The organism is Roseibium album (genome assembly GCF_001404515.1).
Lineage (GTDB): Bacteria > Pseudomonadota > Alphaproteobacteria > Rhizobiales > Stappiaceae > Roseibium > Roseibium album.
Map to the genome: position 1 here is coordinate 73,065 of NZ_CXWE01000002.1, position 19,180 is coordinate 92,244.

At 55.5% G+C, this 19,180-nt stretch carries 18 protein-coding genes; 11 read left to right on the top strand and 7 right to left on the bottom strand.

The window, feature by feature from the left end; all coding sequences use genetic code 11:
* Positions 1 to 195: 195 nt before the first annotated feature.
* The 3 genes from LA5095_RS05630 to LA5095_RS05640 form a co-directional block, all read right to left on the bottom strand.
* On the bottom strand, positions 196 to 555 hold the full coding sequence (locus LA5095_RS05630; protein ID WP_055112930.1) for a TIM barrel protein: 360 nt from the start codon (positions 553 to 555) through the stop codon (positions 196 to 198).
* Positions 556 to 759: 204 nt separating this feature from the next.
* The gene (locus tag LA5095_RS05635; protein WP_055112932.1) at positions 760 to 1,773 is read right to left on the bottom strand and encodes a LacI family DNA-binding transcriptional regulator; all 1,014 of its coding nucleotides are present in this window, start codon (positions 1,771 to 1,773) and stop codon (positions 760 to 762) included.
* Positions 1,774 to 1,783: 10 nt separating this feature from the next.
* Positions 1,784 to 2,254, bottom strand: coding sequence for an ester cyclase (locus LA5095_RS05640; RefSeq protein ID WP_055114168.1), 471 nt, complete (start codon positions 2,252 to 2,254; stop codon positions 1,784 to 1,786).
* 360 nt (positions 2,255 to 2,614) lie between these two features.
* Between LA5095_RS05640 and LA5095_RS05645 the strand changes: the two genes are divergently transcribed.
* The 7 genes from LA5095_RS05645 (at position 2,615) to LA5095_RS05675 (ending at position 9,959) form a co-directional block, all read left to right on the top strand.
* A complete protein-coding gene (locus LA5095_RS05645; protein WP_055112934.1) occupies positions 2,615 to 3,850 on the top strand; it encodes an ABC transporter substrate-binding protein in 1,236 nt (411 codons plus the stop codon).
* Between the two features lie 54 nt (positions 3,851 to 3,904).
* Entirely contained in the window at positions 3,905 to 4,933 is a 1,029-nt protein-coding gene (locus LA5095_RS05650; protein ID WP_055112937.1) for a carbohydrate ABC transporter permease, read from the top strand.
* Positions 4,934 to 4,945: 12 nt separating this feature from the next.
* Positions 4,946 to 5,827: a carbohydrate ABC transporter permease gene (locus LA5095_RS05655; protein WP_208992574.1), complete on the top strand. Its 882-nt coding sequence runs from the start codon at positions 4,946 to 4,948 to the stop codon at positions 5,825 to 5,827.
* Between the two features lie 5 nt (positions 5,828 to 5,832).
* On the top strand, positions 5,833 to 6,840 hold the full coding sequence (locus tag LA5095_RS05660; RefSeq protein WP_055112939.1) for a nuclear transport factor 2 family protein: 1,008 nt from the start codon (positions 5,833 to 5,835) through the stop codon (positions 6,838 to 6,840).
* A 65-nt stretch (positions 6,841 to 6,905) separates the two neighbouring features.
* On the top strand, positions 6,906 to 7,985 hold the full coding sequence (locus LA5095_RS05665; RefSeq protein ID WP_208992575.1) for a nuclear transport factor 2 family protein: 1,080 nt from the start codon (positions 6,906 to 6,908) through the stop codon (positions 7,983 to 7,985).
* A 501-nt stretch (positions 7,986 to 8,486) separates the two neighbouring features.
* Positions 8,487 to 9,434: a hypothetical protein gene (locus LA5095_RS05670; protein ID WP_055112943.1), complete on the top strand. Its 948-nt coding sequence runs from the start codon at positions 8,487 to 8,489 to the stop codon at positions 9,432 to 9,434.
* A gap of 105 nt (positions 9,435 to 9,539) precedes the next feature.
* The gene (locus LA5095_RS05675) at positions 9,540 to 9,959 is read left to right on the top strand and encodes a GFA family protein (protein ID WP_055112946.1); all 420 of its coding nucleotides are present in this window, start codon (positions 9,540 to 9,542) and stop codon (positions 9,957 to 9,959) included.
* Between the two features lie 73 nt (positions 9,960 to 10,032).
* On the opposite strand, the gene LA5095_RS05680 is transcribed toward LA5095_RS05675, so the two are convergent.
* A complete protein-coding gene (locus tag LA5095_RS05680; protein WP_055112948.1) occupies positions 10,033 to 11,013 on the bottom strand; it encodes a GlxA family transcriptional regulator in 981 nt (326 codons plus the stop codon).
* Positions 11,014 to 11,076: 63 nt separating this feature from the next.
* Here LA5095_RS05680 and LA5095_RS31980 point away from each other — a divergent pair, with 63 nt between their 5' ends.
* Complete coding sequence (locus tag LA5095_RS31980) at positions 11,077 to 11,346, top strand: DUF1272 domain-containing protein (RefSeq protein ID WP_082442613.1); 270 nt, start codon at positions 11,077 to 11,079, stop codon at positions 11,344 to 11,346.
* A 167-nt stretch (positions 11,347 to 11,513) separates the two neighbouring features.
* On the opposite strand, the gene LA5095_RS05690 is transcribed toward LA5095_RS31980, so the two are convergent.
* The 3 genes from LA5095_RS05690 to pdxR all read right to left on the bottom strand — a co-directional run bounded on the left by LA5095_RS05690 (position 11,514) and on the right by pdxR (position 15,847).
* Positions 11,514 to 13,007, bottom strand: a complete 1,494-nt coding sequence (locus tag LA5095_RS05690) for an aldehyde dehydrogenase (protein ID WP_055112952.1) — start codon at positions 13,005 to 13,007, stop codon at positions 11,514 to 11,516.
* A 56-nt stretch (positions 13,008 to 13,063) separates the two neighbouring features.
* Entirely contained in the window at positions 13,064 to 14,236 is a 1,173-nt protein-coding gene (locus LA5095_RS05695) for an epoxide hydrolase family protein (RefSeq protein ID WP_082442614.1), read from the bottom strand.
* Between the two features lie 147 nt (positions 14,237 to 14,383).
* Positions 14,384 to 15,847, bottom strand: a complete 1,464-nt coding sequence (gene pdxR / locus LA5095_RS05700) for a MocR-like pyridoxine biosynthesis transcription factor PdxR (RefSeq protein WP_082442674.1) — start codon at positions 15,845 to 15,847, stop codon at positions 14,384 to 14,386.
* A 178-nt stretch (positions 15,848 to 16,025) separates the two neighbouring features.
* On the opposite strand from pdxR, the gene LA5095_RS05705 reads away from it, so the two are divergent.
* The 3 genes from LA5095_RS05705 (at position 16,026) to LA5095_RS05715 (ending at position 19,069) form a co-directional block, all read left to right on the top strand.
* Entirely contained in the window at positions 16,026 to 17,066 is a 1,041-nt protein-coding gene (locus LA5095_RS05705; protein ID WP_055112956.1) for a TRAP transporter substrate-binding protein, read from the top strand.
* 106 nt (positions 17,067 to 17,172) lie between these two features.
* Positions 17,173 to 18,456 carry a TRAP transporter large permease gene (locus LA5095_RS05710; RefSeq protein WP_055112958.1) on the top strand — a complete coding sequence of 428 codons (1,284 nt, stop codon included), beginning with the start codon at positions 17,173 to 17,175 and terminating at the stop codon, positions 18,454 to 18,456.
* Between the two features lie 49 nt (positions 18,457 to 18,505).
* On the top strand, positions 18,506 to 19,069 hold the full coding sequence (locus tag LA5095_RS05715; RefSeq protein ID WP_055112960.1) for a TRAP transporter small permease: 564 nt from the start codon (positions 18,506 to 18,508) through the stop codon (positions 19,067 to 19,069).
* The last annotated feature ends 111 nt before the right edge of the window (positions 19,070 to 19,180 follow it).

The following is a 19,180-nucleotide window of genomic DNA, read 5'->3' on the forward strand; positions in this document are numbered from 1 at the left end:
CCGCAATGCTCCTGCATTCGCAATCACGCACGCATGCACGGCAAGAACCCGGTTCAATCCGGGAGACGTGATATTGGAGGTGCACTGCAAGCAGGGAAAAGTCGGTGGTCTGAACAAAGCGCAGCAGCCTGGAGGTTCCGGACCTTATATGCGCGTTGCCTGCCTAAACCAGTCGAGGCCATCTCGGGTTCCGTTTCACGGAGTGTATTTGCAACCGACCCAGCCTCCATACCCGATCTCGTCCATGTGCCGAAAGATCTCGGAGTAGTTCAGTTCACCCGAATCCGGCTCGTGACGATCCGGAACGCCGGCAATTTGAATTTGATCGATCCGGTCTGAGCAGTTCGTCATCGACTGAATGCCTTTGGGTGACAAGCGATCGGCCGCGTGGTGGATGTTGTCGATATGGACCTGCTCCGTTTCGGCAACACGATCCGCTATTCCCGCCATGACATGAAGCTGCCATGCACCTGTCGCCTCCGCTCCAGTTTCCCGGATGAAGATTGAAAACGGATATGACGAGGCCGTTTTCTTGCACCGCGTTTCCCACCTCATCGGCTGAAAAGTCGTAGGGAAACAGAAACTCTACAGCTTCGAAGCCGGATTCCCTGGCCGCAGCAAATCGCGGCACATTATCCTCCGTGGTGAAAACGGGTATTTCCGATCGCTATTCTTACCGGTGGCCAATTGTTTTGGAAGCACAGCGCCGCACCGAGGCAAGACAGATGCATCTTGGAAGGTGGCGATGGCCGTGTGCAATCACTCATCGACAGGTAGGCGCGCGGACCCGCGAACAACCAGCGGTCCATCGAGCGCAATACGGCAAGGTAACGATTCCTCGTTTTCGATCATCTGCAATAGAATACGCACGGTCTCTTCGGCCATGCGATTGGTGGGTTGTCGCACAGTGGTCAGATCGAAACACGGCCACTCCGACATTGCGACGTCGTCGTAGCCGACAATCGAGATGTCTTCCGGAATTCGCAGTTTGAATTCAGAGCGAATGACGTCCATCACGGCAAATGCCATGTGGTCGTTGGATACGAAGATTGCATCGGGGCGTACTTCGGCCCGCAACAGCACACGCGCCGCTTCCTGCGCCTGATCACGGTGGAAATTGCCGCAGCTTCTTGCGAACAGGGTCATTCCATGGGCAGCCAGTCCCGACAGAAATCCTGCCTCGCGGTCGCGCTGCGTCGATGCACCGTCCCATCCCGCAACATGCGCAATCCGTTCATGCCCGCCGCGCACCAGAAACTCGGCAAGTTTGCGGCCTCCGGTAAAGTTGTCCGACGTCACAGCGGACAATTTGTCGTCGTTTTGATGCCGGTTGAACAGCATGACGGGAATACCGGCAGCTTCGCATCTTTTGGTCAAAACATCTGTCACACCGACAGAAGCGGCAATGATTCCGTCGACCTGGTAGTCCAGCAGGTCGTTGATCACCGTCTCGGGTGCTTCCGTTTCGTCCCAGGACATGAACATGAGCACGTGGTAGTCGTTTGCTTGCAGTGTATTGGCCAGTTTTTCAATGGCCTCCGGGTAAAACTGGTTTTCAAAATAAGCGACGACCAGACCAATAATGCGGCTTCGCCCCGACGCCATTGCACGTGCGAGGGTATTCGGTCGATATCCCAGTTCCTCCGCCGCCTTGCGAACCTTGCGCGCGGTTTTTTCAGAAACGGAGGAACCTGGCTTGAAAACCCTGCTTACGGCCGACTGGCTGACCCCTGCCCTTTTCGCCACCATATACGAGGTGATTTTTTCGCCCATCTGAATTCCTTCACGACGCTCCCGGTGGGATCCTGGCCCCTGTATCAAAGGCCTCCCAGCCATGACCGTTGAAGACATCTGTGCCCAGTTGCGCCAGCACATCCGCAAAGTCCACGCTTACGCGGTTTTCAATGATCTTTCCATCGGCAAATCGCCAAAAGTCAATATAGGGAATGCGCACGGATTTGCCTGTTGGAGCAAGACCCATAAACGGTCCGTCATGCGTGGCATGGCAGGCGCCAAAACAGGCAGCCCAGTCCCCGTCTGCCAGATATCTTTCTGTCTTGAATACCTGGTTTCCGAATATCGCCCGCCAGGGTCCATACCAATTTCGCTCAAACGCCTCCAGACCGTTTTTTGTGCCGCATCCCTTGTTGGCGCTCCAGACAAAATCATCGTGAAAGAACTCCGACAAGTCGGTCTGGCCACGGCCGAGTGCGGCCTCCATAGCTTTGATAATTTCCAATGGGTTGTTCGACATACCAAATTCTCCGCTTCCGTTTGCATCATTTTTTGCATGCGCAGTCAAAATGTCAATCTATCTGTTTAATGTGATCAAATCCGCAGTGATCGCGACGCGGTTTTCCTCCTGACCAAAGGCAACGCGATGGAGCAATTTTTATCGTTATTCAATGTATTTGGGCGTTTTTGACTTGGTATCAGATAAACCATTGAGCAAAAAGATCCGTTTCAGTCGAGCAGTTTTCGATCTCGCTGTTTTGAATTGTTTGGGAGATTGCTATTGTGTTTTTGTATGTTTTGTCCAATAATTTGACTACGCATGCAAAAATATGCGAGCGACCTGCGTCAATTCAAGTGACGCAAACCCTGGGAGGACATCATGGGGAAATTTCGGATATTTGGGGCCGTCGCCGCCCTGTCTCTGACCGTCGGCATGGCACACGCCGATTGCGGGATATCGAGTGGCAACATCAGCGTACTGGCCAATGATTTTCCAGCGCTCCACGCGGTGGTCTCTACCGCCGAGAGCTGCGCCGGCGACGGGATCACGTTCAACAAGAACCACACGGCAAAGCACAACGAAATCTCGGTTGCGGCACTGAGCGCCGATCCTGCCGAATACACGTCCAAAATCGTTGCGAATTCCTCGATCGTTCCACTCCTGAACAAGGATCTCATACGCCCGCTTGACGACCTCGTTGCCAAACACGGTCAAAGCCTGAAGCCCAACCAGCTGATCCGGATAGACGGAAAGGTCATGGCCGTGGCATTCATGGCCAACGCGCAACACCTGTTTGTGCGTCAGGATATCCTGGACCAGATCGGCATGCCTGCCCCCACGACATGGGAAGAGGTGCTTTCGACCGCCAAGGCGATCCGTGAAGCCGGCATCATGGAGTACCCGTTTGCAGCGCTCTTCAAGTCTGACTGGAACCTGGGCGAAGAGTTCGTGAACATGTATGTGGGACATGGCGGGAAATTCTTTGAACCGGGAACTGCAAAGCCCGCCATCAACAACGAGACCGGCACTGCAACGCTCAACATGCTCAAGGCGTTGACCGAGTACACAAATCCGGACTTTCTGACCTACAACACGTCTACCGTGGCGCCATTGTGGGAGTCGGGAGAAATCGCCATCGCCCAACTCTGGGGCTCGACGGGCGGACAATTGCTTGATGATGAGGGATCAACGCCTGAGGTTGTCGCGGCAACTGTTCCGCTTGCCGCGCCGACGGTTGCCGGTGGCAACACGCCCGCATCCACGCTGTGGTGGGACGGCTTCACGATTGCAAAAAACATCAGCGATGAAGACGCCGAAGCCACATTCATCGCGATGGTACACGGTATTTCGGACGATATGGTGCGAGCCAACAACGACAGTGCGGTCTGGCTGATGGACGCTTATGTTCCAGGCAAGGCGGCGGAAGGCGTTGCCGCGACGGCTGCTGCCGGCGCAGAACCTTATCCGATGCTTCCCTTCATGGGCTTGATGCATCAGGCACTCTTCCAGGAATTGCCTGACTTTCTTCAGGGAAATGAGACCGCCGAACAGGCTCTCGCCGATATCGAAGCTGCCTATGTCACGGCTGCGACGGAGCAAGGCTTCTTGAAGTAACGGAAAACGCGTGACGGCGCGCGTGCCGTCACGCTGTTTCATAGCGGGCCGACCATGCCACATCGATACTTTTTCTGGTTCATCCTGCCGGCACTTGCAGCGATGGTCCTGTTCATCGCCTTGCCGATTTTCTCCGTGGCAATCCAGTCGCTGTTTGTTGAACACGAACAGGTCATGAAGGAAGTTGAAAACTGCGGCCCGTTCAAGTGCGAGACAGTTCTTCAGGTGGACAACGAAACCACGGCGCGACTGCAGGAAGAAGCCCCGCTCGGGCGTTTCAACGGCCTTGGAACCTACACCAATCGAGCTCATTTGGCATTCGAGGAAGTGGGGCAAATCTGGGCAAAGACAGAGACTTGGGAGGACTTTGTTGCAGGTGTCTACAACTTGCCGCTTTACAAGGCGCTGTTCTTTACTCTGAGTTATACAATCGTGGTCACGCCGCTGGTTCTGATCCTCGGCCTGTTTATCGCCCTGGGTGTGAATCGCCTGCCTCCGATCACAAAGGGGCCGACAATTTTCGCGTCACTCCTGCCGATGATCGTCACGCCGCTCATCGGTTCCCTGATCCTTTTCTGGATGGTCGACGCCGACGGCATTCTGGGGGCAACGCTGCAGGTTTTGTTTCAAGACGGCGATCTTTCACTCAAGGCGTCCGCACCATTGACGTGGATCATGCTGTTTGTTTACGGCGTCTGGCACAACACCCCCTTCGCCTTCGTCGTGTTCTACGCCGGGCTCCAGGCGGTGCCGCACGAAACGCTTGAAGCCGCCAGGATTGATGGAGCTTCGCGCTGGCAGCAGGTGCGCTATGTCGTTGTACCCTTCATGATGCCGCTGGTTATTTTCATCACGCTGATGCAGCTCATGGACGGTTTGCGCGTGTTTGAGCCCATCGTCGGATTTTCGGCATCGGCAAAGGCCACATCGCTGAGCTGGATCATCTTCAACGACCTTTTCGGAGACAGCAAACTCTACGGCTCTGCCGCCGCCACTTCGGTGATCACGATAACTGCCGTTTGCATCTTGCTGACGCCCGTGTTGATCCGGACCTGGCGCGATTTCCACCGCAAGAGCACTTGAGTGGGGAGAAAAATGTCCACAATGGCAAAAGGCAATTACGGATTGTTCGGCTGGTTTGCAACCAGCATGGTGGTCTTTTGGCTTCTGATCGCTATCGGGCCATTTGTGTGGACCTTGTGGGGCTCGTTCAAGGTACAGGGAGACTTTTTCTCCAAGGCCGATTGGCGCAATGCGATTTACGGGGTGATGACCACAATCGAAACCGGTGAGCCTTTTACCGGCAACGGTTACTGGGGCGCCTGGGTTCAGGAAGAATTCTGGCGAAATGCCCTGAACACTGCCGTCGTGGTTGTCTTCACAGTCATTATTTCGCTAACGCTCGGCACTCTCGGGGGCTACGCTCTTGCCCGCTCGGGATACCGCTATGCGTTCATTATCCTGATTGCCGCGCTGATCTTTCGGGCAATGCCCCACATCACCCTGGTCTCAGGTTACCTGCTTCCCTTCTTTGAGTGGAATCTCTGGGGACGTCTCAGCACCACGATCATTGTCCTGGTGGCCATCAACCAGCCCTTCACCCTCTGGATGCTGCATTCCTTTTTTCTCAACATCCCGCAGGAACTGGATGAAAGCGCACTGGTTGACGGCTGCACCCGTTTTCAGGCCTTTTGGCATGTCATCGTTCCGGTCATGTGGCCAGGTGTGATTACCACCGGCCTGTTCAGTTTCCTGCTTGCCTACAACGACTTCGCCGTAACCTCGATGCTTCTGAGTTCCGAGAACCAGACCATGGTGCCGCGTATCGCAAGTTTCCTTGGAACGGTGCGCGAGCAGGGCAATGTGATGTTCGCGGTGTCCGCGGTCGTCAGTGCCATTGTGCCCCTGTTCTTCCTTGTTCTCTTCTTCCAACGCCAAATCGTCAGCGGCCTGACCGCAGGCGCTGTCAAAGGATAATCAAATTGGACTTTCAATCTGAAAAGCAACTCGTTCGCGATTTCTACGTCGCATTGGACGCGGCTCCGGAAAACGAGCTGGTTGCGGTCATGGATCGTTTTGTTGGTACGGATTACCTGTGGCGCGGCTACCATCCCTTTCACGAGCAGAGCAGCGGCAAGGCAGTCGTTGAGCAATTCTGGCAACCTTTCCGCAGCGCCTTTCGTCACATGCAGCGCCGAATGGATATCTTCATTGCCGGAAAGAACGAGATCGACGGCTTCAAGTCGACCTGGGTGACTTCCATGGGTCACCTGATGGGAAATTTCGATGCGCCCTGGCTCGGCATCCCGCCGACGGGCAAGATCGCGATGATGCGTTATTGCGAATTTCACAAGGTTGAAAACGGCAAAATCACCGAAACGGCGCTTTTCTTCGACATTCCCCAGGTGATGATACAGGCAGGGCTCCAACCGTTTCCGCGACAGACCGGTGCCCACCTGATCCAGCCCGGGCCCGCCACCCACGAGGGCCTTTGCTTTGAACCGCAAGACCCTGTCGAGGGCGACAAAACCCTTGGCGCAATCAATTTCATGATTGGCGACATGGGCGATTGGGAAGGCAAGGAAGAACGCCCCCTTGAGGTCGAGCTGCCGCGCAGCTGGCACCACGATATGATCTGGTGGGGTCCGGCCGGCATCGGCGCGTCCTACACCATCGAAGGCTACATCAAGGGACACTCGGGACCCTTCCGGGACGGTCTTGGTACCCGGCATTTCAACGGACATGTCTGCCGTATGGCGGAAGGCAAGTTCGGAGGGTTCTTTGGCTGGCCGAATCTGACCCTGACACCAACGGGCGGCTTCATGGGTATGCCTGCCACAGGCAAACCTTCGGATATGCGGGTCATCGACATGTATCGCAGGGATGGCGACAAACTTGCCGAGAACTGGATTTTCATCGACTTGCTGCATTTCTGGAATCAGCAGGGCGTAGATATTCTGGCTCGTTGCCGTGAGGTTGGCCGGACATGACGAATTTCTCAACCAATCGCGACCAAGGTTCAAACCATCCTGCTTCCGCCTTGGACCGTGCTCACATGCCAGACGGCTTTGATGTCTCTCTTGCGGGCTACACAAGTGGCCGCACTGTTCGCATTCCTGAAAATTTCGGACCACGGCAAAGCCTGGAAGGATTTGATCCGGACTATCGCAATATTGTCGACTACATCGTTCGCATCACGCATAGAATTTGGGAAACCGATGCAAATGGCGTTGAGTATATTGCGGACTGCTACGCGCCCGACAGCCTGGTTTATGACGACTATGGGCTGCAAACGGGCAACAAGAAGATCGTGGCCGACACGCACCACACCACACGCGCTTTTCCGGACATCATACTGGACGCCGAAGAAGTCATCTGGGCAGGCGACGACACGATCGGGTTTCATACCTCTCACAGGACTCGCATTATCGGCACCAACACCGGTCCCAGCCGGTATGGCGCTCCAACCGGTGCCAGGGTCAACTTGCTGGTGATCGCGAATTGCGTCGCGCTCGGAAACGACATCTTTCTGGAGCACGTGCTTTACAACACATCGGCAATGCTGAAGCAGCTTGGTGTCGATCTGTGGCAGGAAGCAGAGCGACTTGCGGCGGATCCACCCGCCGGCTGGCCACGCAGCAATCAGCTATGGAATGATCTGCGCCGCGCAGTTGCCCCGGACGAGCCTCTTTCAGTTGCCGATCCCATTGCCGGCTTTGATCCCGACCAGTTCGCACGTGCGGTCCACGACAACATCTGGAACGGTGACCAGACGACAATCGTCACCTGCTATGCGCCGGGGTTTGAGTTTGAGGGAACCACGGAAAGACGATTTGCCGGGCACGCAGCCTTTCTCGGCTACACAAAGGAAATGCGTGAGGCGTTTCCCGATTTGAAGCTTCAGGTGGACGAGGTCTATTGGATGGGCAACGATGAAGACGGGTGGCTCGTCTCAACCCGCTGGAGCGCGGAGGCCACCCACACGGGAGGAACGCTTTACCGGTCTCCCACGGGCAAGGCATGCCAGATTTGGGGAATTACCCAGTGGCAGGTGGAAAACGGCAAGATCACGAAGGAATGGCAACTGTTCAATGAGCTTGACCTGATGATGCAGATTGCGGCCGCGCGGATCTGATCTTCAGTTTCGAACATCCGGTTCATGGCTGTTTGGGCAGCTACATCTTGGCACTCCAGCACCTTGAAACACATTTCAGCGCTGGCTGACTGCATTCATCTTTCTTGGGAATGAAATCGGACAGCCTGACTGTTGCGGAGCTTCCGGGCACCAACAGCACTTTCAGTTACTCGAGTTGCCAGTTTCCGCCCCGTCGACGGGAACAACATCCCTCTCGGGTTGCGTCGTCCGGTTTATGCCGGACCACTTTATTCACGTATTGGATTTGGACAAGCGTTCACCGAACGGGCGAGTGAATGGTGCCGGCCGCTGAAAGTCCGGCGCATGACCTGCTTGCAGATATCCCAATCCACGCAATTCCTTTCTGTGTGTCGACCCGGTTCCGTAAAATTATCTAATTTAATTCGATATCGGACTTTATTTGTTCGACATCGGACTATATAGTCCGAATTCGCACTATATTGAAATCCCCTTTCGGTTACACAGACAAGGTTGAGCGCGATGACGCAAACAAGGAAGTCAGCACGTCTCCTGGCACCTGTCGCCTTTTGGCTCGCAATGCTGGCAACATTCATCTGGGCAAATGGTTCGGCCGGCTTGACGCCGCCAATCGCCGCAGAAGGGTTACGCGATGTATGGCAGTTTTATCTGCCGCTAATGGTATTCACGTTGGCCACCGTGTTCTATTTCACACGGAACAGAACAAGACCGACATGGCAAGGTTTTGCGGTCGCGAGGCATTCGATGACGCGAGACCTTGCTTTTGCGCTTGCTTACCTGGTTGCGGGCCACCTGATTTTGGGCGCGGTCTTCAACACCGGGCTGCATTTTCCCGGACCCGATGTCTTTGAAAACGGAAGTCACGACCATCAGGAGGTCATCCGGTGGGCTGCCCTCCAGGTAACCGTTTTCGTGCTTTTGCCCTATATCTGGCTTCGACGACGCGGCTTTGGTTTCAGAAAACTCATAACCGGCATCGACTGGAAGCGTGACGTCTGGCTGATGATCGCTTTTTGGGCAGGGGAATTCCTGTCGGTCGCCTTCATATCCGACTTTTTCGATGTCGCGCCCGCGGACTATTCCTATGCAATTCCGTTCGGGATTGTAGCCAATACGATCGGTGCAGGTTTGCCGGTTCTGGTGATGATCCATCTGATCATTCTGCCGCGCCTGAGCCTTCTCCTGGACAACCAGTTGCTTGTCATCATGCTTGGCGGGCTCGTCTATGCAATGTTCAGCCTGTTTGATCCGGGAACGAGCTATTCGAGCGCCACAAACGGATGGGTTTCGGTGAGCTACATTTTCCTCACTCAGACACTCATCGGCATGGGCAAGGCTGTGTTCACGGTTCGGACCGGAAATCCGTTCATACACTTCACCAGCTATCACATACTAGGCGCTCGTGTTGCGTTCGACACATCCATGTATGCTGACATCTTCAGAAGATGATTTCCTTATGCTGCCGTCTGACTATCGTTGCAGGACGGAACGGCGGAATCGTTCGACGTCCGGGGTTAAGTTGAACCCGGGTCTCAATGTGGAAGGAAGGACTTTATGAGCTTTGAAGGAGGCTGCCTTTGCGGGCAAGTCAGATATGTAAGCAACGTCGCGCCGATCACCACGGTTCATTGCTGCTGCACCGATTGCAGAAGGATTGGCGGTACCGGTCACGCCACACACACTGTCGTCACGACGGATGCATTCGAGTGCTCGGGTGCGTTGACGGAATATGAAAAAGTCGCCGATAGCGGCAATCGCATCAACAGGCGTTTCTGTCCGACATGCGGCAGTGCAATCTTCCACACCCGCGATGGTCTCGAAGGCATGGTGGTGCTGAGGACATCTTCGCTGGATGATCCCGAGGCCGTTAAACCCGAACGGGTCCTGTACACCGGCAGCGCAGTGTCCTGGGACGTCATCGACCGGTCGATCCCGGCATTCGAAAAGATGTCGAGACCGCCAACACGTCGGTGAATTCTTGGTCAGGCGTCCCACGAATTTATGACTTCAAAACGGGACATGATCTTCGCCTTTGAAAAGGCACGGCTCAGGACGAGCCAAACCTTTCCCGATACGCGCTCGGTGAAACCTGCACGTTCCGATGCATGGCGCGCCTCATCCGTTCTTCATCTCCAAATCCGGTCTTTGCGGCAATCGTCTTGACCGGCAACTTGCTGTCTTCCAACAGTCTGCGTGCGGCGTCCACGCGGATGGCCTCGACGGCCTTGGACGGAGACTGACCCGTATGCTGTTTATAGACACGCGAAAAATTTCTGGGGCTCATTTTCGCGATCTCGGCCATGGCTTCAATGGTGATTTGCCGGAAAAGATTGTTTTCAATCCAGTAATGGAGGACATCAAATCGTCCAGCGTTGTCTTTCGACTGATTGGACAAAATAGCGCTGAACTGCGACTGGCCACCAGGCCGCACCATATAGGTAACCAGCGACCGCGCCACCGCGAGCGACGCGGATTTCCCGCAATCCTCCGCCAGCATGGCAAGCGACATGTCGATGCCGGCCGTGACACCTGCAGAGGACCAGACACCGCCGTCATTGACGTAGATCGGGTCCAGTTCAACAAGAGTTTCAGGAAAATCGGACTGGAGTTGCGCGCAATCGTTCCAGTGGGTGACGACCCTCCGGCCATTGGTCAGTCCTGCCGCAGCGAGTACATAAGCGCCCGTACAGACAGACCCTACCCGCCGGCTGCGCTGCGCGAGTTTTTCTATGCATTCCACGAATTCTGCATCGCGTGACGCAGCGAGTGCGCCACTCCCTCCCGAGATGATCAATGTGTCGAGCGCAAGATCCTTGAGCTCCTCAAGCCCAACCGTCGCAATTGGCAGAACCGTATCCGATGCAACAAGTCCGCCTCCGGCCGAGGCGACCAGCACTTTGTAGACATCGTTCAACTGTTCATTTGCATCTGAAAAAACCTGGAGCGGACCGGCAATATCAAGAAGTTTCACCTGCGGAAAAACAACGAACAGAATTGTCTTCCGGGATATGGCATTTTTCGAGGGCATAATGGCATTTGTGCCAAATCCCGTTGCGATAGTCTAGCCGTCTTCTCGTGAAAGGAGCCAGGAATGCTACTTCTCAAGCCAAATTGTGAATGCTGCGACAGGGATCTGCCACCGTCCTCGCCTGACGCCCGGATATGCACCTTTGAGTGTACATTCTGCACAGAATGCAGCGACACGTATTTTGACAGGATCTGTCCGAATTGCGGCGGCGACCAGGTTCAGCGCCCCCGGCGACCCGACCGGCTGCTGAAGGACAATCCACCGTCGGACAAACGGTTCGTCAACACAAACGCCGCCTGGTTCAAGAACCTGTTTCCGGACCCGCGTGAATGACGTGGCCTGCAAGGCATGGCAATGATGTCCAGCGCTTCTTGCGGGAATTCCGGAGGCCGGAAAAGCTGCAACCGCACAATGATACGATCACATCCACAGCAAGGTTGTTGACGTTTCAAAACGTGGCGACCATCGGCAACACCCGGAGACATTGCCGCTGAGCAGAGTTACATCGCCCTTGTCTGGATCCAGATGGTTTTTGTCTGGAGATACTGGTCGAGCGCCTCGGTGCCGTTGTCACGCGCCAACGACCCGGACTGCTTGTAACCACCGAAGGGTGTCTTGATATCGCCCTCTGAAAAGCCGTTGACCGATACAGTGCCACAAGGAAGAGATCGGGCCATGTGAAGCGCGCGGTCTATGTCCTGCGAGAAGACCGTCGCATGAAGGCCGTAGTCGGTGTCGCTGGCAACCCGGAGCGCCTCGTCCGCGGTTTTGAACGGCATGATACCCAGAACCGGACCGAAAATTTCTTCCCGCGCGATTTTCATGTCCGGTGCGACGCCCTGAAACACGGTTGGCTCTATGAAATATCCAGGCAGGTCGCTGCCTCCTCCCGTCAGGAGGCGCGCGCCGTCATCGATGCCACTCTGGATGTAGTTCATCACCATGTCCTTGTGGTCCTTCGTGATCATCGATCCGATATCGGTATCCGGATCCAGCGGATCCCCCAGTTTGAACGACTTCACCCTGTCCATGATGCGTCCGGTGAAGTCTTCAACCAGGGGCGCTGCAATCAACTGGCGCATGTTTGCAGAACAATTCTGCCCCCCGTTCCAGAAGGCCGACATGGCGGCATGTTCAATCAGATCATCGTTGAGCAGGGCGTCTTCCAGCACAATGAACGGACTTTTCCCTCCCATCTCAAGACCGACGCCCTTGAGGTTGCTGTCACCGGAATACCGCATGAACATGCGGCCAACCTCGGTCGACCCGGTAAAAGAGACGGTGTCGATATCATTGTGAAGACCGATTGCCTTGCCTGCAGTCTCACCAAACCCCGGCACGATGTTTACGACGCCGTCGGGCACACCGGCTTTTTGCATCAATTCGGCCAGAAATATCGTGCTCAACGGGGTTTGCTCCGCCGGTTTGATGACTGCGGAACAGCCAACTGCAAGCGACGGCGCGATCTTCCACGCAGCCATCACCAGCGGAAAGTTCCACGGCAAGACGGCGCCGGCAATCCCGGCAGGTTCCTTGGTGATCAGCGCCAGAGCCTCGGGTCCGGTCGGCGCGATTTTCCCGAAAACCTTGTCGGCCAGCTCCGCATACCATTGGAAGAATTTTGGCACTTCTCCGCCGATTTCATCCATGCAGTCATTGATCGTCTTGCCGGTGTCCAGGCTCTCCAGAACCGCCAGTTCATGCGTGTGATCGCGTACCAGATCGGCGATCTTGAGCAAGACCTCCTTGCGAGCTTCGGGCTCTGCGCGAGACCAGACACCGGCGTTGAATGCCCTTCTGGCGGCAGTCACCGCACGGTCCACATCCGCAGCTTTGCAATGCGCGACACTGCACAACACCTGGCCGGTCGCGGGATTGGTTGTCTGAAAGGTTTCGCCATCGGACGCATCACAGAACTTGCCGTCAATGAACGCCTGCCCGTTTGGCCTGAGCTTGTTTGCGATAGCCTGATATTCAGCATGCGAAAGGGTCATGGGACTGCTCCACTCTCATCTGGTCAATTGCGAATTCATCGATTTCGGAAACCGGACTAACTGCGCAATGTGCGCGCGAATTTGCGGATGTCATCGAGCAGCATCTCCGGCTCCTCCATTGCAGCGAAATGGCCGCCGCTTGGCATCTCGGTCCAGTGCCGGATGTTGTAGAGCCGCTCGGCATAAGAGCGCGGAGGCCAGTTGAGCATTTCGGCCGGGAACACTGCGCATCCGGTAGGAACTTCAACCCGGCGCCCTTCCGGCGAGAGTATGCGCCCGCCTTCCTCGCGACGTCCGTAGTAGATCCACGACGCCGTATTGAATGTTCGCGTCGTGATGTAGATCATGATGTTGGTCAGCAACGCATCCTTTGAATGGGCGCTTTCGATGTCCCCTGTTTCGACATCCGACCAGTCGTGAAATTTTTCAATCAGCCAGGCCGCGACACCAACCGGACTGTCGATCATTGCATAACTGAGTGTCTGGGGCCGGGTCGCCTGCTGCGTGCGATACCCGTTTTGCATCACCTGATCTCGATCGAACTGTGCTTCCCATGCCTCCTCTTCAGGGGTCTGGGCACCGTCCGGGTGGCGCATCGTCAAAACGTTGATGTGTATGGCCGAACAGGCGGGTGCGTGATCAAAGCCAAGCCAGGAGCAGATCGCACCACCCCAGTCGCCACCTTGTGCGAGATAGCTTTCAAAGCCCAACGTGTCGGTCATGAGCCCGTTGATCACGGAAGCCATTTTGCGCGGCCCGTATGGACGTGGTGGCCGTCCGGAAAAACAGAATCCGGGCAAGGAGGGCGCAACCACGGTGAACGCGTCGCTGACATCGCCGCCGAAACGCTCCGGATGTGCAAGCGGTTCGATCAGGTCAAAGAACTCGGCAACCGACCCGGGCCAGCCATGGCTGATCATCAGCGGCATCGGGTCCGGTCCACTTCCTTCTTCGAAGATGAAGTGCATGCCGATGCCGTCTACCGGCGCCTTGTAGTGGGAAAAGGAGTTGATCCGGGCCTCCTGGGCGCGCCAGTCGAACTCGTCAATCCAATAGGTGCACAGGTCCTTGAGGTAGTCGATGTTCGTGCCATAGTTCCAGCCGCCATCGTCAGGCATTTCGTGCCATGGATAGGTTGCGACGCGGTGCTCGATATTCGCCAGAACCTCATCTGGTACATGAAACTGAAACGGCCTGACATGTGGATTGGATGTAATGCAGTGTTTCAAAAGGCCAGTTCCCCGGATCGAAAGGAAAAGTCACTCGAGGCTGTCTGCCTGGAGCAATTGGTGTTCAGCTAAAAGCAAATCCGGGAACGTGACGAGTGACAGGTGCGGCCTTTCGAAGGGACAGATGCATCCCATACAGGCAGTTTGTCACATCAGTGTCAGAACTTCGTCCGCGATAACCTTGACGCCATCTTCGAGTTTCGAAACAGGGACATAGGCAAAGCCCAGCCGGAAACTCCGGCTGTCGTCGTAGTTGAGATAGTAGTCCTGACCTCTGTCAATCAGAACTCCCTTTGCCCGCAACCTTACCGCCAGCTCCGACGCGTCAAAATCCTTGGGACCGGTCAGCCAGAAGGACGTGCCGCCCTCTGAATTCGTCCGTTGCAGCATGCCCAGATGCCTGGACAGCGCGATGTCCATCGTGTGCCACCGTTTCTGGTAGCGCCGCTCGATGTTTCTCAAATGGGCATCGTAATGGCCTAGTTGAAAAAACAGCGCCACTATCTCCTGAACGATTGTTGGCGGATGACGCATCATTACGCCGCGCGCGATACGCGCCTCGCGAATGATGTCGCGATGCGCCACGATAAACCCAAGTCGAATGCCTGGTGAAACCGTCTTTGAAAGACTGCCCACGTAGATCACACGCCCGGACTTGTCCATCGACATCATGGAGGGAGAAGATTTGGCGACATAATTCATCTCCGCCTCATAATCGTCCTCAATGATCAGGAAGTCTTTTTCGACGGCGGTCTCCAGCAGTTCCGCACGACGCTGCTGGCTCATGGTGACCATCGTGGGGAACTGATGGCTCGGCGTTGTAAACACCAGCTGGCAACTATCCGGTATCGCCGAGGGAATGATGCCGTTCCCGTCGATCGGAACGCCGATCAATTCGCTGCCGACGAGACGAAACGCGTTGCGCGCACCAAAAAAACCGGGGTCTTCAAGCGCGACGGGTTTACCGAACCCGGCAAAGATGGATCCCAGGATATACAGCGCATTCTGAGACCCCAATGTGATCAGGATCTCGTCGTCTTCGGCATAGATGCCGCGCGTGTTCAGCAGACGCTGGCGCAGTTGCTGCACCAGTTGCGGGCTGTCGCTCTCGACGGAATCGCTGGCCCAGACAGGCATTTTCTTTCGTCCCAGTGCCTGCCGGGTACATTCGCGCCAACTGTCGACTGGAAACAGGTCCGGGTCGATCTGATTGTAAATGAACGGGTAGGGATAGGTGTGCCAATCAAGCGGATTGACCACGGGCATAAGGCCATTGGGAGAAAAGGAAACTGGACAGGGAACGACGTCGCCATCATCGGAGTCCGCGTCGTCCTGCGGTTTTCGAAGGTTCGAAATTTGCGGATTGACAAAATAGCCGGATCGATCCCGCGAGACCAGAAAATCGAGATCTATCAGGCGATTATAGGCGGCAAAGACTGTATTCCGGGATACGCTGAACTGTTCCGCGAGTTCGCGGCAGGAAGGCAGGGGACGGTCATAAGCCAACGACTCGGACATGATCGCCGCACTCACCACTTCACAGATCTGATCGCGCAGACTGAGGCTCGAGGTTTCCGGGAGTTTCAGAAATCGAGGCGTGGTCGAACTCAACATTCCCTCCTGTGCACTGAAGCGAAAAGTCTTTCATCGGAAACTAGATTGTTCAACACCGGTCGTCAGCGTTGAAACGCATCTGTCCTTTTCATTCAAGTCATCTGTCACTTTCCTTGGTCGGGGCAGCGGTAAAAGATGATTTCCAGCATGCATCATTCAACGGGAGGTGAGTTTGATGAGGTTTGAAACCGTCTGCAAGGCCGTGTGCATTGCGTCCACACTTGCACTTTTTGCACAACCTGCTGCCGCCGAAAAAGTTCTGAAACTCGGTACGGTCGGCTTTTTGGGAATGCCGATTGGCGATGCCATCGACCAGGCCCTGATACCGACGCTGGAGGAAGTCTCCGGCGGCAAGATGACCATCGAACCGCATTACCGCAAATCGCTGTGCAGCGAACAGTCCTGCGGTGAACAGGCCAATCAGGGCCTGATCGCGCTATGGACGAGTTCGACTGCGAATTTCGGCAATTTCGGAACGTCGCTGGCCATTTTCGATCTGCCCTACATCTTCAAGAGCATTGAAGATGCCGATCGTATTTCGTCGGAGTGGCTCGCCAAGAAGCAGTGCGACATCGCAGCCGAGGAAGCAGGCCATGTGTGTCTGACGGTCTATTCCAGCGGCGGTTTTCGCCAGCTCGGCAATGCCCACGGACCCGTACACGTTCCTTCCGACATGGAAGGCATCAAGTGGCGCGTAACCAAAAGTCCGATTGAATACACGCTGGTCAAGAACTGGGGAGCGGTGCCTGTACCGTATGATTGGTCCCAGCTCTACCAGGGCCTGCAGACCGGAGTCGTTTCAGGACAATACGTGGCAACGCCATGGCAGCACGTTGCAAAGTTGCACGAGGTTGCGAAGTATTTCACCGAGATCGGTGGATCCTGGTCAGGCAACCAGTTGTCGATAGACAAACGACAATACGATGCCTTGACGGAGCAGGAACAGGAATGGCTGCAGATTGCCGCCCAGGCTTTCGGACAGAAGGTGCAGGAACTTGACCGCGCCTGGGTCGAGGCCGGTGAAACCGCCATCAAGGCCGAAATCGACGAATGGTATGTTCCCTCCGAAGAAGAGCTCGTACAATGGCGTGCCGGTGCCATCGACGCATGGCTCAACGCAAAGGGCACATATGATCCGCAAACCGCCCGTCGCGTTCTGGAAGAACAGGGAATGACCGGCTTTATCACTCAGCTGGAAGAAGCCGGCGCTCTGTAAGCTACAGCGGATCTTTTCCAATTCAGGTGGCGCGGGTTCAATTCGCGCCGCTTGTTCTATCTGACGCCGACTTCACCAGCCCAGCTGCAAACAGGACTGCCCCTACATGGAAAGCGTTGTGCTTCTGATAATACTGGTGGTGCTGATCATGCTCGGCGCTCCGGTCGGCTTCACCATGGTTCTGATCCCCGTGGTGTATATCCTGATCACCGACGCGGCTCCGATGATCCTGATCCCGAGCCAGATGTTCAGCGCGATCGACTCCGTTCCCCTCACTGCGATCCCGTTTTTCATGCTGACCGGCGAGCTTATGACCAGCGCCACGATCACCGACAGGCTGGTCGAACTCAGTCAACGCCTGATTGGCCGGATGCGAGGCTCGATGGCTCAGGCCAATGTCCTGGTGAGCATGTTCTTTGCAGGCATGAACGGTTCGGTGGTGGCAGACACGGCCACGGTTGGTTCCCTGCTGGTTCCCGCCATGAAGAAGGCAGGTTATCCAGCGTCATTTGCAGCAGCAATCACGGCGGTCAGTTCGACTATCGGCGGCATTATTCCGCCCTCGATCATGATGATTGTTCTGGCCAATGCCGGCGGCATCTCGGTCGGAGCCCTGTTTGCGGGGGGGATAGTGCCGGGCATCATGATCGGCCTGTTGCTGATGATTATCAACTACATCATTGCCCGCCGGAACAATTTCGAACGCAGCGAGGAGCCATTCAGTCTGAAAGCCATTGCGATCGTCAGCTACAAGTCTTCTTTTGCGCTGCTGATCCCGATTGTTCTTGTCGGCTCGGTGGTCTTTGGAATTGCTGGTGTTGTCGAAGCCGGCGCCCTGACGGCAACGATAGCGCTCCTGGTCGGGTTGTTCATCTACAGGACGATCACCTGGACCAATTGCAAGAGCGCGGTCGTGCGGGCATTCAGGAACTCTGCAATGGTTTTCATCATCATTGCCGCCTCCGGTCCGTTCAGCTGGCTGCTGACCTCCCTCGGTGCGATCAACCAGCTGGAAATGTGGCTGCTGAGTTATACCCATAACGCACTGCTGTTTGCCCTTGTGCTGGTTCTGTTCATCTGCCTTCTGGGGATGGTCATGGACTCGGCAGCGAATATCATCGTTGTCGGGCCCGTGCTCGTCGACGTGATGGTGAAGGCCGGATACCCTGACGTACAGGCGGCATTGGTCGTCGTGGTCGGGTTCCTGATCGGGTCCGTAACGCCACCTGTGGGCGTTGCATTCTTCACCGCGGGCGCCATCGCCGAAGTGCGTCTGGAAAAGGTGGCCGTCGCCATGTTGCCCTATCTGGTGGCTCTTTTTGCACTGTTGTTCGTTTTGATCATTGCGCCCGATATCACGATGTTCCTGCCACGTTTGTTCGGGTTTTGACATCATGCCATCGCCACTTGATCTCAGGAAGACATAGGAAACCACTGCGATGTTAGCTGCCATGTCGTTCATCGATCGTATCGTCAGAAACACTCTCACGAGCTTCTGTGCGATCCTGCTTCTGCTCATGGTTGCCTTCACCGTCTATTCCGTGGTGATGCGTTATGTGTTCGAGAACCCCCCGGTCTGGGGCGATCTGTTGACCGTTCTGAGCAACATCTGGCTCGTATTCTTTGCTCTGGCACTGACAGTCCGCGACAAGGACTACATTGCCCTGGATCTGATCTATTCCTGGCTGCCGCCGAAAGTCTCGTTCTGCATCCAGCAATTCTGGTCAATGGTCATATTCGGTCTCGGCCTGGTGATGATCATCTGGGGAATTGAAGTGGTCACAACCATGGGCGGGAAATACTGGGAGATGTGGTACTTTGCCTGGGAAGACGGCCAGATTGTCTTCAAGCCGAACTACATGCCCAAGAAATATGCCGTTGCCATCGTTCCGATATCCGGCTTCCTTGTCTGTGTGGCAGCTATCGCTTCGATATGCGAAGACGTCTTCCGGCTAAGGACCGGCACCTACAAATGGTCCAAAAACGTCGACATTCAGAGCTAGATCAACAGCATGTTGCAGTTTCCGATTAACGTCCCGGACATTCAGATCTTCAACAAGTCGCCCATTGCGCCTGACTTCCGGGTTCGCCTGTCCAGTCGATGTCGCGTGTGC

What these genes read in the sequence shown, in the direction of transcription:
- LA5095_RS05630 (WP_055112930.1), bottom strand. Translation starts at nt 555, where the DNA reads ATGAGGTGGGAAACGCGGTGCAAGAAAACGGCCTCGTCATATCCGTTT.
- LA5095_RS05635 (WP_055112932.1), bottom strand. Translation starts at nt 1,773, where the DNA reads ATGGGCGAAAAAATCACCTCGTATATGGTGGCGAAAAGGGCAGGGGTC.
- LA5095_RS05640 (WP_055114168.1), bottom strand. Translation starts at nt 2,254, where the DNA reads ATGTCGAACAACCCATTGGAAATTATCAAAGCTATGGAGGCCGCACTC.
- LA5095_RS05645 (WP_055112934.1), top strand. Translation starts at nt 2,615, where the DNA reads ATGGGGAAATTTCGGATATTTGGGGCCGTCGCCGCCCTGTCTCTGACC.
- LA5095_RS05650 (WP_055112937.1), top strand. Translation starts at nt 3,905, where the DNA reads ATGCCACATCGATACTTTTTCTGGTTCATCCTGCCGGCACTTGCAGCG.
- LA5095_RS05655 (WP_208992574.1), top strand. Translation starts at nt 4,946, where the DNA reads ATGTCCACAATGGCAAAAGGCAATTACGGATTGTTCGGCTGGTTTGCA.
- LA5095_RS05665 (WP_208992575.1), top strand. Translation starts at nt 6,906, where the DNA reads ATGCCAGACGGCTTTGATGTCTCTCTTGCGGGCTACACAAGTGGCCGC.
- LA5095_RS05670 (WP_055112943.1), top strand. Translation starts at nt 8,487, where the DNA reads ATGACGCAAACAAGGAAGTCAGCACGTCTCCTGGCACCTGTCGCCTTT.
- LA5095_RS05675 (WP_055112946.1), top strand. Translation starts at nt 9,540, where the DNA reads ATGAGCTTTGAAGGAGGCTGCCTTTGCGGGCAAGTCAGATATGTAAGC.
- LA5095_RS05680 (WP_055112948.1), bottom strand. Translation starts at nt 11,013, where the DNA reads ATGCCCTCGAAAAATGCCATATCCCGGAAGACAATTCTGTTCGTTGTT.
- LA5095_RS31980 (WP_082442613.1), top strand. Translation starts at nt 11,077, where the DNA reads ATGCTACTTCTCAAGCCAAATTGTGAATGCTGCGACAGGGATCTGCCA.
- LA5095_RS05690 (WP_055112952.1), bottom strand. Translation starts at nt 13,007, where the DNA reads ATGACCCTTTCGCATGCTGAATATCAGGCTATCGCAAACAAGCTCAGG.
- LA5095_RS05705 (WP_055112956.1), top strand. Translation starts at nt 16,026, where the DNA reads ATGAGGTTTGAAACCGTCTGCAAGGCCGTGTGCATTGCGTCCACACTT.
- LA5095_RS05710 (WP_055112958.1), top strand. Translation starts at nt 17,173, where the DNA reads ATGGAAAGCGTTGTGCTTCTGATAATACTGGTGGTGCTGATCATGCTC.
- LA5095_RS05715 (WP_055112960.1), top strand. Translation starts at nt 18,506, where the DNA reads ATGTTAGCTGCCATGTCGTTCATCGATCGTATCGTCAGAAACACTCTC.